The sequence below is a fragment of the Centipeda noxia ATCC 43541 genome, from assembly GCF_000160555.1.
Lineage (GTDB): Bacteria > Bacillota > Negativicutes > Selenomonadales > Selenomonadaceae > Centipeda > Centipeda noxia.
This window is the reverse complement of record NZ_GG749282.1, coordinates 107,857-122,102: the sequence shown is the minus strand read 5'-3', so window position 1 is coordinate 122,102 and position 14,246 is coordinate 107,857. Positions and strand designations below refer to the sequence as shown.

The window sequence follows — 14,246 nt, the reverse complement described above, 5'->3', positions numbered from 1 at the left end:
GACTGTGATGCTGCTGCGGATGTTGGTGCTGAGTCTCACGGGAGACTGCAATCTTGCGTGCCGCTACTGCTATGCATCCGGTCAAGACCGCAGAACGATGACGTGGGAGACAGCACGCCGTGCGATTGACCTCGCAGCGAAGGGCGGAGCTCCGTTCATCCTCCAGTTCTCGGGCGGCGAGCCGCTGCTGGCTCTTCCTCTGCTGCGCCGGACTGCAGACTATATCCGCACCAATCGGATACGGGCGCGCATGGATCTCCAGACGAATGGGACACTGATTACGGATGAGGCGGCAGACTTCCTGCACGGTGCGGGCATCGGCATCGGCGTCAGCCTCGACGGCAGGCCCTCTGTTCACGATGCGCTCCGCTGCTATCCCGATGGGCGCGGCACTTCGCCCGACGTGATCACCGGGATTCGGCGTCTCGCACAGCGCGGCATTGAGATCGGTCTGACCTGTGTTGTTACGGCGGAAAATGTCGGGGAACTCCCCGGCATCATAGAGATGGCATACTATCTCGGCAATGTGCGCCGCGTGGGCTTTGACCTCCTGCGCGGACAGGGGCGCGGCACGGCTGTTGCCCCTGCACGGCCGGAGGATATTGCACATGCGATGGCGCGTGTCTTTGATCTTTGCAGGAAACTTGAACGACTGACCGGGCAGCACATTGCCGTCGCACAGGCGGAGCAGGCTGCATGTCTTGCGCATCGCACGGATGACGGATTCTCTCACTGTCATGCGATGAACGGAGCCGGGGTTCATGTGGATGCCGCGGGGCGGATCTATGCCTGCTCTTCCTTTGTCGGCGATGCGCGCTTTCTGCTCGGCGACGTGGAGCATGGCATTGATGCCCGGCGGCAGGAAGAGACCGCGCATGAGATGCAGAGCAGCATGGAATTCTGCCGGACATGTCGGGATTTTACATCGTGCGGCGGAGCCTGCTGGGCGCGCTGCATGGGCAGCGACGCCTTATGTGCTGCAGAATGTGCACTGAAGCGCGCAGCAATGCAGACGGTGCATGCCTCGGATATTCATACATACGAAGGGATACCTACATGAAAACAAAAGCGGTTTATCCGTTTACAGCCATTGTCGGACAGGAGGAGATGAAGAAGGCGCTCCTTCTCAGCGTTGTCATGCCGTCGCTTGGCGGTGTGCTGATCAAGGGCGAGAAAGGGACGGCGAAATCCACTGCTGTTCGTGCTACTGCAGCACTCCTGCCGAATTTGCGGGCGGTGACCGGCTGTGCCTGTCACTGTGATCCGTCGCTGCCGGATCTCTACTGTGATGCCTGCCGTGCAAGGCGGGGATTCGGAGAAGAGCTCACGGCAGAGGAAGTTCCGATGCGTGTGGTGGAACTGCCCGTCAGTGCGACGGAGGACCGCGTGGTTGGAACACTCGACATGGAGGCAGCGATTCAGCACGGGCGCAAGGAATTCGAGCCAGGCATTTTGGCGGCGGCGAACCGCAACATCCTCTATGTAGATGAGATCAATCTGCTCGAGGATCATATCGTCGACATTCTGCTCGACTCTGCGGCAATGGGTGTCAATACTGTGGAGCGTGAGGGCATCTCCTATGCCCATCCGGCGCGCTTCGTTCTCGTTGGGACGATGAATCCGGAGGAGGGGGACATCCGCCCGCAGCTCCTCGATCGTTTTGCGCTCTCCGTGACCGTTGCAGGCGAATGTGAAGCCGAGACGCGCGTTGAGGTGATTCGCCGCAGGATTGCCTATGAGCGCGATCCCGATGCCTTTGCTGAGGCCTATGCAGGAGCCCAGCAGGAACTGCGTGAACAGATCACTGCGGCGCGTGCGCGTGTCCCCCATGTAGAGGTGCCGGATGAAATCCTCGGCTATGCAGCTCAGATCTCGCTGACGCTCGGCGTCGACGGACACCGTGCGGATATTACGCTGATCAAGGCAGGCATTGCCCATGCAGCACTTGCAGGACGCATGGCGGTGACGGCAGAGGACCTGCAGCGCGTCAGCCGCCTCGTTCTCGCACACCGTATGCGCCGCCGTCCTTTCGAGGAGGGGGCGGTCGACTGGAGTGCGGTGGATGCGATCTTGGGAGAAAGTGCATAAATAGCTTTTCGGAGGAAAAAACTTGGATACTCCGCGTTATCCGCTGACTGCCGTTGTCGGGCAGGAGCACGCACGGCGCGCACTTTCGATTGCGCTCATCAACCCGCGTGCGGGAGGCCTCTTGATCTCCGGCACGCGGGGCACGGCAAAATCCGTTCTCGTCCGTGCGGCAGCACCGTTTACACCAGCCGGAAAAATTACGGAACTGCCGCTTGGAGCGTCGGAGGATATGATCTTCGGCACAATCGACATGGAGACGGCCCTGCAAAAAGGCGAGCGGCGCCTGCGGCACGGCCTGCTGCACCGTGCACGCAATACATTTCTCTATATGGACGAGGCCAACCTCCTGCGTGAGGATATTCTGTCCACGGTCCTGAAATGTGCGGGAGATGGTTCTTTTCGCCTCGAACGGGACGGGCTGTCGTTCATCGAGGAGGTTTCCTATACGCCTGTCGGTACGATGGATCCTGCAGAGGGTACGCTTCGCCCCGCTCTGCTGGATTCTTTCGGTATGTTTGTGACGATGGAGGAGGAGGGGGATGCGGCGCAGCGGAGCGAGATCGCCGCACGTGTACTCGCATACGAGCGCGATCCGGCATCCTTTCGTGCTTCCTATGCTGCACAGGAGGAGGCATTCGGAGCGATGATCAGCCGTGCCCGCGCATTGCTGCCGCGCGTAGAGGTCCCGTCTGCCATTCTCCGCTTTGCGGCAGCCTGTGCTGCGCGCGCATGTTGTGTCGGCAACCATGCGGAGATTTATCTCATCGAGGCGGCGTGTGCGACTGCAGCGCTCGCAGGAAGATCGTTCGTCATGCCTGCGGATGTGGAGGAAGCTGCGGAGTTCGTGCTCGTGCATCGGATGAGCCGCCCGCAGGAGGAACAGCAGCCGCCGCCCGATGCTGGGAATGCCCCGGAGCAGGGCGGGAATGACATGCCGGATGAGCCGCAGGAAGCACCTCCTCCGCAGGATGACGGAGGAGCGGAGAGTCCTCATGGAGCCTCGTCGGAGAACGAATCCCAGAATGCGCCTCAGGACGGGGCGGACGATCCGTCCCCGCCGGAGGAGGCGCATGCGGATGAAGACGATCGTGTCGCAGCCCCGCTTGAGAACGTCATGGCGCGGCTCTCGCTCCTCTCCATGACGATGCGTGCCCAGGGCAGAAAGAGCGGAAAGCGCGACATCGTTCAGACGCATACGGCGGACGGCCGCTGCCTGCGCACGGAACTGCCGCATTCAGGTGCCCGTCTCGATCTCGCACTCTCTGCTACGCTGCGTGCGGCAGCCCCGTATCAGCGCGCGCGTCAGGGGACGCAGACGGTTGTGATCCGTCCTGAGGATGTGCGCGTTTGGGTGCGTGCGAAACGCTCAGCGGCAAATATCCTTTTTCTCGTCGATGCGAGCGGTTCGATGGGTGCACGCGAGCGCATGAGGATGGTGAAGGGAGCAATCCTTGCCCTCCTGCAGGAGGCATATCAAAAGCGCGACCGTGTGGGGCTGATTGCCTTTCGGCGGGATCGTGCGGAGACGCTCCTGCCGATGACGCGCAGTGTGGAGCTGGCGGAAAAGCAGCTGCGCGACCTGCCGACGGGCGGACGGACGCCGCTTGCCGAGGGCCTCGCCTGCGCTCTGCAAACGCTGCGTGAACTGGAACGCAGAGGCAGTGAGAAAACGGTGCTTGTCCTGATTACGGACGGGCGAACGAATACGGCGCGGGACGGAGATGGCGGCGTACAGCGTGCCCTGCGTGCAGCAGAAGAGATCGCAGGCACGCAGGCGCTCACGCTTGTTCTTGATACGGAGCGGGGGGTGCCGCGGGTTGGAGCTGCACCGGAGATCGCCCGCCGTATGGAGGCGCGTTATTATACGTTGGAACAGCTCTCAGCTGAGGGGGTGCTCGAGATTGTCCGCGCATCCCGCAGCATGCAGATGTGATTGCACAGGAGGTCATCAGACATCGTGGAACTGGCCAAGCTGACAACGGGGGACGTTGCCTACCGATACGACAAGAGCATTGCGCTGTTCTTTTCCGGTGCACGCAAGGTACTCAGCACATCGCTGTACAACGGGGGATACCATGAGGACTTTACAGCGGTGTTCAACCGCGATATGACGCAGGGGGCAGGCATGCCCTGTGAGGAGTTCGCTTCAACCTATGTGGAGAGCATGCGCATCGTCGCGCAGAGGATCGGGCTGGATCCGGACCGCACGACGGGGATGGGAACCGCCGCCCAGATGGAGAACGTCTCCATACAGTCGCGCAGCTACAAGGAACTCACAGTGACTTCCATTGTAACGGGAGGTGTGGAGACCAACGGAGGACGTGTCGGCGATCCGGCATCGTATTACAAGACCGTTCCGAAGAAATGCGGAACGATCAACATCATCCTTGTGATCGACGCAGATCTGCCGCCGGGGATTCTCGCACGTGCGCTCGTTACCTGCACAGAAGCAAAGACAGCGGCGCTGCAGGAGCTCATGGCGGAGAGCCGTTACTCCTGCGGACTTGCCACGGGCTCGGGCACCGATCAGACGATCATCGTTGCCAATACGGAGTCGCCGCTGTACTTCGAGGGGGCGGGCAAACATTCCAAACTCGGCGAGCTGATCGGTCAGTCCATCATGGCTGCGGTCAAGGAGACGCTTGGGAAGCAGTCGGGGCTGACCCCCGCGCGTCAGCACAATCTTCTGCGCCGTCTGCGCCGTTTCGGTATTACCGGAGATTCTCTCTGGCACGACTATGAGGAGCGGGTACAGACCGTGCACCTCATCAAGCCGCGTTTTCTGCAGATCCTTCATGAGATCGGAGCGCGGCCGGGTGTCTTTGTCCTCGGCGTGAGCTATATACACCTCTACGATGAATTTCTGTGGGGGCTCCTCACGGAGGAGGAGACACGTACGATGGGGGCACATTTTCTCGTGGAGATGGCGCGCTGCGCAGATGTTCCGCCGCCTGCGGCGCAGCAGGATGGAGAGGACTATATGCAGGCAATCGCGGCATTTCTTGTGGATTCTGTTTGTGCAAGGGCAGAGGAGCTGCCGGAAGGAGGGAAGATATGAGGATTGCAGTCTATACGAACATTCTGCGCGTCACTGTGCTCGCGCGCCGATGCGCCGCCTATATGGAGGAACCCGAGGTGTGCGTGTGCCCTGTCAGCGGCATGGACGATTGGAATGCGATGCGCGCAGATGCGGATCTTCATCTTTTCCTCTGGATGGGCACAGGACTCGACAATGACTTCTTGAAAAAGGCGTCACGCAATTTGCAGAGGAATCGGACGCCGCACCTGATCGTCGTGGACAATGCCGATCATGATAAGGTGACATATGGATTCTCGGAGGAGCAGATCCAGACGGCATGGGCATATTTTCGCTATGACGGCGAGGAGAATATGCGCAATCTTTTTTACTGGCTCGGCGGAGAGTTCGGAGGGCTTGTCTGCACAGCAGAGCCGCCGCGTCCGCTCGCGTGGAACGGCGTCTATCATCCGGACTGGACGGGGGATCCCGAGGACATCGCGGGATATCTCGCCTCGCATTACGAGGAAGGGCGTCCGACGGTCGGGATGATCTTTTACCGTTCGGAATGGATTACGGGGGACTTCACCTACCATACTGCGCTCGTTCGTGCAATCGAGGCGGAGGGGATGAACGCGGTCGCTGTGTTTTCCAATTCCTATCGTGACGAACGCGTAGAGTCGCCGACGCTGATGGATGCGATTCGCAAGTACTTCTGCAGGGATGGAGAGCCTTTTGTCGACGTGATCATCAGTACGATGAAGTTCTCCATCAAGGCAGGCGGCACGCGCATTGAGGACCTCTATGAACTCGGCGTGCCCATTCTCGAGGCGTATACTGTGCTTGCACAAAAGGAGGAGTGGGAGCGCTCTCCGGCGGGACTTGATCCTATGGAGGTCTCGATGAGCGTTGCCATGCCGGAGTTTGACGGCGTGATCCATGCCGTACCGATCGCAGCGAAGGTGCGCGACGAAAGCGGTGAGGTCAGCTATGCAGCCCTCGATGAGCGCATGGAGCGGATCGCGTGCAAGGCACGCAAGTGGGCGGCGCTGCGGCATAAGCCGAACGCGGAGAAGAAGATTGCCATTGTTTTCCATAACTATCCGCCGACGAATGCGAACATCGGAAGCGCTGCGGGTCTTGATTCGCCGGAGAGCGTGCTTCGTCTGCTCACGGCAATGCGCACGGCGGGCTATCTTATGGATGAGATTCCGGAGAGCAGCAAGGCGTTTATGAAGCTGCTGACGGATCACGCGACGAATGACCGCCGCTTTATGAGTGCGGCGCTGGCAAAGTCTGCGGACGGACAGCTGACGGCAGAGCAGTATCGGGCATTTTTCACAGAGCTGCCCGCGCAGGTGCGGTCGCAGCTCGTGCGAGACTGGGGTGATGAACCCGGCGACGTTTTGAGCTATGACGGGACACTGCTCATCCCGGGCACGCTGAACGGGAATCTGTTCATCACGGTGCAGCCGCCGCGCGGGTTTGGTGAGGATCCGGGGAAGCTCCTGCATTCGCCCGATGCTGCACCGACGCATCACTACATCGGGTACTATCACTGGCTGCGCGATATCTGGAAGGCGGATGCCGTGATCCACGTCGGAACACACGGATCGCTCGAGTGGCTGCCGGGGAAGAGCACCGGCCTGTCCGATACTTGTTACCCGGATGTGTCGCTGGGCGATCTGCCGGACGTCTATCCCTACTGGATCACGATCGTTGGGGAGGGGATTCAGGCAAAACGCCGCGGTGCGGCGTGCCTCATCAGCCATCTCTCCCCGCCGATGCAGCTGGCAGGAGGATTCGAGGAACTCGAAGAGCTCGAGCAGGCTCTCGATGAGTACGTCCACTTCCGTGCGGCGCAGCCGGACAATATCGAGGCTGTGCAGGATATCGTCCGTGAAAAGGCGGGTGCCTGTCATTTTGAGGATGAGATTGATGAGGGCGATGACTTCGACGATTATACGGCGCGCCTCCACAACTATGTGACCGACATCAAGAACATGCAGATCCGTACGGGCCTGCACATTCTCGGGCGTGCACCCGAGGGAGAGGGGCTGATCGATTTCCTGTGCGCACTCGTGCGCATGGAGCACGGCGGGGAGAAATCTCTCGTTCGCCTGCTCGCCGCGCAGGCAGGCTATGACTATGAGGAGCTCCTCACGCACAGCGAGCGCATGACAGCAGATGGGATGACCTATGGCAGGAAGCTGGACGCGGTCGAGGCAGAGATGCGCGCGCTCATCTCCTTCCTCGCTGAATATGACTATGCTCCGGAGGCCGTTGAGCAGGCAATGACACGTCCCTGTATCGCCGCTGCCTCTGCGGAGGAACGCGCATCATTTTCTCATGCGCTGCACGAGATCGCGAAGGATATGGTGCCGCGTCTGCGCCGTACAGAGGGGGAGATTACGGAGACGCTGCGCGCGCTCACAGGAAGATACATCGAGCCAAGCCCTGCAGGCGCACCGACGACAAACGGCGTGGATGTGCTCCCGACGGGGCGGAATTTCTACGGTCTCGACCCGCGCTGTATGCCGACGGCTGCTGCATGGGAGTACGGAAAACAGCTCGGTGATGCCCTCATCGAGCAGTATATCAGCGATGAGGGGCGCTATCCGGAGGCGGTTGGGATTGTCTTCTGGGCGGGCTCGAATATGCGGAGCCATGGGCAGTGCATCGCAGAGCTCTTCTATCTCATGGGGGTGCGTCCCATATGGCTGCGACCCTCGCAGCGTGTCTGCGGTCTCGAGATCATCCCCATCGCCGAGCTGCAGCGGCCTCGTATCGATGTGACGGCACGCATCAGCGGATTGTTCCGCGATGCTGTTCCGAACGCTGTACGCTGGGTCGATGAGGCGGTGCGCATGGTGCGCGACCTCGATGAGAGCGACGAGGAGAACTATGTGCGCAAGCACGTCCTCGCAGATACCGCCTGGCTCGAGGAGCAGGGGGAGGCGCGGGAGAGTGCATGGGAACGCGCCTCTGTACGCATCTTTGGTGACCCGCCGGGTGCGTATGGTGCGGGCATCGGTGACCTGCTCGAATCGAAGGCATGGGAGACGCTTGACGATCTGGCGGCGGTCTATACGCGGTTCTCGGGAACCGCATACGGCGGTGACGGGTTCGCACGCGGTTATGATCCCGAGGTGTTTCAGCGCCGTATGGCGGGGCTCGATGTCACGGTCAAGAACGAGGATACACGTGAGACGCATATGTTCAGCTCGGACGACTACAACGCCTACCACGGCGGCATGATTGCGACCGTGCGGGCACTGACGGGCAAGGCTCCGCGCTCCTATACGGGCGACTCGAGCGACCGGCAGCGCATTGTCCTGCGCAGCGTCGCTGAGGAGGCGGCCCGCCTCTTCCGCGGGGAAGCGATGAATCCGAAGTTCATCGAGGGGATGAAGGAGCACGGCTATAAGGGTGCCTCTGATCTCGCGAACTATCTTGCGCACAGCTATCAATGGGATGCGACAAGCGGCGTGATGAAGGATTGGATGTATGAGGGCTACGCGCGCAAATATGTGCTGGACGCGGGCATGCAGGAGTGGATGCAGGATGTCAATCCGTGGGCGCTTCACCGCATGGCGGAGACACTGCTCGAGGCACAGCAGCGCGGCTTGTGGAACACATCCGAGGAAACTCTTGCAGAGGTGCGCAGTCTCTATCTTTCCATTGAGGGCGATCTCGAGGAGCGTTCGGAGGGGACCGTATGAGCTGCAAAAATCAACTCATGACCTTTTTCATAGCGATTCTCACCGTATGCTTTCTCACGGGCTGCGTTGACCTTTCCAATAACCAGGGAGGGGGTTATCAGGTTACGGATGTGGAGGGCACGGTCATCACGATCGCGCATAAGCCGCAGCGGATCCTGACCGTCAGTGCTGGTACGGATGAGCTGATGCTTGGCCTTGTGGAGCCGGAGCGCATGGCGGCGATCAATGAATCTCTCGCCGATCGGGAACATACGAATATTCCGTGGGTGTGTGACCGGATTCCGACGGTCATCCCCCGCAGTCCGTCAGCCGAGCAGATTGCGGCGCTGCATCCGGATCTCGTCGTCGTGACGCCGTGGATGCCACGTGAGAACATCGATGCCATCCGCGAGCTGAACGTGCCGGTTCTCGTCTGCAAGTCCGCTGCGACAATAGAGGATATTCACGATAATATCCGACTCTATGCAGCGGCTGTCGGCGAAGTGGAGCGCGGGGAGAAACTCATCGGCATGATGGAGGAAAAGCTTGCTGAGATCCGTGCGAAGGTGGCAGAGGTTCCGGAGGAGAAGAAGCATAAGAGCATTGCACTCATCTCCATCATGGTGAACTACGGCGGCGCAGGCTGCACCTTTGACGAGCTCTGCCGCTGTACGGATTCGATCAACGCCAAGGCAGCGGCAGGCAACCGCATGGGGCAGGAGATGACGAAGGAGCAGCTCGTCGCGGCGAATCCGGACTACCTCTTTTTCCCCAGCTATGAGGATGGTGCGACCAATGAGGAGAACTACGGACGTCAGTATCTGGAGGACCCTTCGCTCGCGCAGATGACTGCCGTGCGGGAGCGCCAGATCGGACATCCGTGGGCGCGCTACGTTTACAATCTCTCGCAGAACATTGTGTATGGTATTCAGGAGACGGCGTGGATTCTCTACGGCGACGAGTTCAAACAGTCACGGCATGAGTTTCTTACGGCTGTGGAATAAGGTGATCCTATGAAAAAAATTGCCTTCTACGGCAAGGGCGGCATCGGCAAGTCCACGACAGCCGCAAATGTATCCGCCGCGTTCTCCCGCATGGGACGGCGCGTCTGCCAGATCGGCTGTGATCCGAAGAATGATTCGACGCGCCTTCTGCTCGGCCGTATTGCACCCTCCACGATCCTCGATCTGGAGCGGGAGAAAAAGGGAGTCGCGCTGACACTTGCAGACCTCGTGCATGAAGGGTGGAACGGCATTCGCTGCATTGAGGCCGGCGGGCCGGATCCTGGTGTTGGCTGTGCAGGGCGCGGGATTATCGTTGCGCTCGAGCGCCTCAAGGCACTGCACGCATTTGATGACCTCGATGTCGTTCTCTACGATGTCCTCGGCGATGTGGTCTGCGGCGGCTTTGCCGTTCCCATCCGTGAGGGCTATGCCTCGGAGATATACATTGTCTCCTCAGGCGAGCTCATGTCGCTCTATGCGGCGAACAATATCGCGAAGGGCGTGCGCCGTTTCGCCGAGCGCGGTGCGGTGAAGCTCGGCGGCATCATCGGCAACGGCAGAGATGTTCTGCGTGAGCGAGAACTGCTCGAGGCGTTTGCTGCACGTATCGGCACACAGCTCATCACCTACATCCCGCGGTCGCGCGCTGTGCATGAGGCAGAGATTCATCGGCAGACGCTCATCGCCTATGCGCCTGATTCGGAGCAGGCGCAGCACTATATGGCACTCGCCCAGGCGATCGATACGAATGAGATGCTGACCGTTCCGACGCCGATGGAGTTCGAGGAACTCGAGGATCTGGTGGAGCGCTATGGGGATTGAGGTCAAGCGGGTCGGCGTCCACCGGACGAACTGCAGCTGCAGCATGCCGGGTGTCTGGCGCGCGCTGTCCTTCGTGCGGGGTGCACTCGTTGTCTTTCACAGCCCGCGTCCGTGTGCGCATATTGCGCACGGCATGGATGTGAGCAGCTTTCACCGGCTGACGGCAGCCGGGACCTCTGTACGTCTCTCTCCCGTGCCGCTCCTGACGAGCGGCCTTGGCGAGAGCGAGGCGATTTTCGGCGGCGAGGACCGGCTGCGGGAGTGCATTCGCTTTGCCGCAGAGAAGTATCACCCGCAGGCCGTATTCATCGCAAACTCCTGCGTCAGCGGCGTGATCGGTGATGATACGAAGGCGATCGCGGAGGAGATGGAGACGGAGCTCGGGATTCCCGTCATGGCGGTGTCTGCGCATGGCTTCCTCGATGGGGAGTACTATGCGGGGTATCTCGATGCTGCGCGTGCGCTCGTGGACCGCTTCATGCACCCCGCAGAGCGAAAGCCGGGAACCGTTGCTCTCCTCGGTGACTGCGGGGGCATGCATGGAGAATATGTGAAGGAGCTGCGGCGGCTGCTTGCCCTGCTCAATCTCAAGGTGACGGCGCAGTTTCCGTCGTATCTCGCGCTCGATGAGATGCAGGCGGTGCCGGAGGCGGAGCTCATCATTCTCCTCGGGCGCCGGATGGATGACCAGAAGCAGGCACAGCTGGCGGAGCTTGCAGAGCATATGCATGAGCGCTTCGGCACGCCGTATCTCGCCGATGTCTATGCCGTCGGCGCGGAGGAGACAAAGACATGGCTGCGCCGTGTCGGCGCGCTCTGTCACCGAGAGGATGTGGCAGAGCGTGCCATCGCATCGGAGGAGGCGTCCTTTTCCGCAGTTGTCGAGAAGGCGCGCGCTGATCTCGCGGGGCGAAGATGCGGGCTTGCGATTGGCCGCGACCTTACATGGTTCCAGCCGGAAATCATCCTGCGCCTGCTGAACAAGGCCGGCGTTGCGCTGTCCGGAATCGTGCTGCTGGACTGTTTTATGCCCGCACGGCGTGAAGTGATGGAGGAGGCACTGCGGTGTCTGACCGATGTTCCCATCTATTACGAGGGGGATGCGGCAGCGGATGAGATGCTGCATGCGGCAGACTTCGTCCTCACGACACATGAACTCGTTGATGCGAAGCTGCGCCAGCTTTTCCTCGCACTGCTGCCGTCGGTCGGATGGTCGATGGAGCGTCGTCTGCTGGACGATATGCGGCAGATACTGCACCGGCATGAGAGCAGAGGAGGGCTGATCTATGGGTGAGCGGGAGAAATCCTTCGACGATGTCTGTATGTGCACGGATACCTGTGCGCTTGCAGGCGCATCGGCCTTTTTTGCAGGGCTGCGGGATGCTGTCATTGTCGTCAACGGGCCTCTCTGGTGCTATTTCTTTGCGATGCGGCATATCGAGCACAGCCAAAGCACGATCTCACACCGTATGATCTGCACGCAGCTGGATAATGATGCCATTGTATTCGGCGCAGAGGAGTATCTGCGGGAGGCACTCGCACCCTATGCGGCGGAGCCGCCTCCGCTGCTCGCGATTATCAGCAGCTGTGCAGCGGGGCTCATCGGCGACGATATTGAGGCGATTGCCCGCGGGGCAGGGCTCTCCTGTCCGATCGCCGTGCTGGACAGCAGCGGTCTCTCAGGGAGTTTTGCCGATGGCTGGGATAAGGCCGCGTGTGCCGTGCTTTCGGCATTCCTGCCTGAGCAGCGTGCGGGGCAGGCGAATGCCGTCAATCTCATCGGTGTGACGAGTGCCTACTACAACGGGGAGAACGACGCGCACGAACTCATGCGGCTCCTTGCGCTGGCGGGTTATCATGTAAATGTCGCTCTGGGCTGTGATATGTCCGCTGCGGATCTGAGCGGCCTGACGCAGGCAGCGCTGAATATTGTTGTGCATGACGAACTGGGGGGCGGTGCTGCCCGCCTGCTTGCGGAGACCTGCGGCATGCCCTGCATTGCACCTCTGCCTCCCTATGGCCGCGCGGGAACGCGGAAGTGGCTCGTAGAGATCGGACGTGCGCTGCCCGCTCCCCGTGCCGATGCTGCGGAAGAGGAGATCACGCGCGTTACGCGCGAGGACTTTCTGCGCATCAACGAGTGCAAAAGCCTCTGGGGAGAACTCCGCTATGAGACAGCACTCATTCGCGCCCCCCGCTCCACGGCTTGGGGGATCGCGCAGGCACTGCGTACGGAGTGGGCAGATGTCTGTCATCTCGCCGTTGCGGCGGACGCTGAGGGCGTGCCTACAGCAGCTCCGATTGCGGATGAGATCCTCGGTGAGACGGATGCCGTGCGCATCCGGGAGCTCCTCAACGGGTTGGATGGGGGGCTTCTGATCGGCAGCAGCAACGAGTCCGCACACATCAACCCGCGCACGGCTGCGTATTTTCCCGCAGCCTATCCCGTGCAGGATGTCCTGCACCTCTCGGATGCTCCGTTTATGGGACTGCGCGGAGCGCGTCATATTGAGGAAACACTCTGGAACGACCGTATTTTGCGGCGAAAAATCTTGCTTCCCTAGAGGAAAATTCCCATGATTTTGTGGTATAATCCACTCATGACTGCTGGAAAGGAAGAAAAAATGTTATTCAAGAAAGGAATAGTCCTGCTTTTTCTCTGTGCGCTGAGTGTCCTATTCGCATCATGCGGTCCTTCGAACACGGCAGAGCATCAGACCGCGGCCTATACGGTTACGGACATCGAGGGGACGGCTGTTGACTTCCCTGCGCCGCCTAAACGCATTGTCACGCTCTCGATGAGCACGGACGAGGTCATGCTCGGGCTTGTCGAGCCTGCGCGCATTGCTGCAGTCAACAGCTTGCTCGATGATCCCGTGAGTTCCAACGTCACGGGCCTTGTCAAGGAGATCCCGCAGCGCATCGGCAATCCGACGGTGGAGGAGATTATGGCACTGCATCCTGATCTCGTTGTCGTTCCGGATTGGGGAGACCTCACGATGGTCGCGTCTCTGCGCGAGGCGGGACTCAAGGTTATCGTCTGCAAGGGTGCGACAAATCTCGCGGAGATTCGTGAGACCATTCAGCTCCTCGCTGCAGCGGCAGGCGTGCCGGAGCGCGGGGAGAAACTTCTCTCGATGATGGACGGCAAACTTGCCGAGATTCAGGAAAAGGTCGCAAAGATTCCGCAGGACGAGCGCAAGAGAGTTGTCCTTATCTCACTTATGGGCGGCTACGGAGGCCTTGGCAGCAGCTTTGACGAGGCGTGCCGTTATGCGGGCGTGATCAACGGACGTGCCGAACTCGGCATTCGTGATTTCCAGGTTATGACGAAGGAACAGCTTGTTCAGATTGATCCCGACATTCTCTTTTTGCCGACCTACAACGACCACGGCAAGTACGATGTCGATCAGTTTCGTAGAGAGTATTTGGGAGATCCGTCCCTGCAGACGATGAAGGCGATTCGGAACAAGGCATTTGCGGAGCCGTTTGAGGGCTATATCTATAACTGCTCACAGGATTTTGTCTTCGGTGTGCAGGAAATCGCGTACCGTGTTTATGGCGACGCGTTCAAGCAGGGCGAGGACGAACATCTTTCGGCAGTTCCGTGAGCGC

General features: G+C 60.2%; 10 protein-coding genes. All 10 read left to right on the top strand.

The annotated features are described in order from the left end of the window. Positions 1-7 precede the first annotated feature (7 nt). Genes HMPREF7545_RS09140 through HMPREF7545_RS09095 form a run of 10 tightly spaced genes read left to right on the top strand, consistent with a single transcriptional unit; the run spans position 8 to position 14,242 of the window. Complete coding sequence (locus HMPREF7545_RS09140; RefSeq protein ID WP_006695458.1) at positions 8-1,060, top strand: radical SAM/SPASM domain-containing protein; 1,053 nt, start codon at positions 8-10, stop codon at positions 1,058-1,060. Then, positions 1,057-2,088 carry a magnesium chelatase ATPase subunit I gene (locus HMPREF7545_RS09135; protein WP_006695457.1) on the top strand — a complete coding sequence of 344 codons (1,032 nt, stop codon included), beginning with the start codon at positions 1,057-1,059 and terminating at the stop codon, positions 2,086-2,088. Before HMPREF7545_RS09140 ends, HMPREF7545_RS09135 begins: the two co-directional genes overlap by 4 nt. Positions 2,089-2,110: 22 nt before the next feature. Further along, a complete protein-coding gene (locus tag HMPREF7545_RS09130; RefSeq protein ID WP_006695456.1) occupies positions 2,111-4,021 on the top strand; it encodes a VWA domain-containing protein in 1,911 nt (636 codons plus the stop codon). A gap of 24 nt (positions 4,022-4,045) precedes the next feature. Continuing rightward, positions 4,046-5,146: an adenosylcobinamide amidohydrolase gene (locus HMPREF7545_RS09125; protein ID WP_040571364.1), complete on the top strand. Its 1,101-nt coding sequence runs from the start codon at positions 4,046-4,048 to the stop codon at positions 5,144-5,146. Continuing rightward, positions 5,143-8,826 (top strand): cobaltochelatase subunit CobN, encoded by a 3,684-nt coding sequence (gene cobN / locus HMPREF7545_RS09120; RefSeq protein WP_006695454.1) that lies wholly within the window; start codon positions 5,143-5,145, stop codon positions 8,824-8,826. Before HMPREF7545_RS09125 ends, cobN begins: the two co-directional genes overlap by 4 nt. After that, a complete protein-coding gene (locus HMPREF7545_RS09115; RefSeq protein ID WP_006695453.1) occupies positions 8,823-9,809 on the top strand; it encodes an ABC transporter substrate-binding protein in 987 nt (328 codons plus the stop codon). Before cobN ends, HMPREF7545_RS09115 begins: the two co-directional genes overlap by 4 nt. Positions 9,810-9,818: 9 nt before the next feature. Beyond that, positions 9,819-10,631, top strand: coding sequence for a nucleotide-binding protein (locus HMPREF7545_RS09110; RefSeq protein ID WP_006695452.1), 813 nt, complete (start codon positions 9,819-9,821; stop codon positions 10,629-10,631). Then, on the top strand, positions 10,621-11,925 hold the full coding sequence (locus tag HMPREF7545_RS09105; protein WP_006695451.1) for a nitrogenase component 1: 1,305 nt from the start codon (positions 10,621-10,623) through the stop codon (positions 11,923-11,925). The genes HMPREF7545_RS09110 and HMPREF7545_RS09105 overlap by 11 nt, the downstream gene beginning before the upstream one ends. Then, positions 11,918-13,195, top strand: coding sequence for a nitrogenase component 1 (locus HMPREF7545_RS09100; protein ID WP_006695450.1), 1,278 nt, complete (start codon positions 11,918-11,920; stop codon positions 13,193-13,195). The genes HMPREF7545_RS09105 and HMPREF7545_RS09100 overlap by 8 nt, the downstream gene beginning before the upstream one ends. 60 nt (positions 13,196-13,255) lie before the next feature. Further along, positions 13,256-14,242 carry an ABC transporter substrate-binding protein gene (locus HMPREF7545_RS09095; RefSeq protein WP_248681326.1) on the top strand — a complete coding sequence of 329 codons (987 nt, stop codon included), beginning with the start codon at positions 13,256-13,258 and terminating at the stop codon, positions 14,240-14,242. The last annotated feature ends 4 nt before the right edge of the window (positions 14,243-14,246 follow it).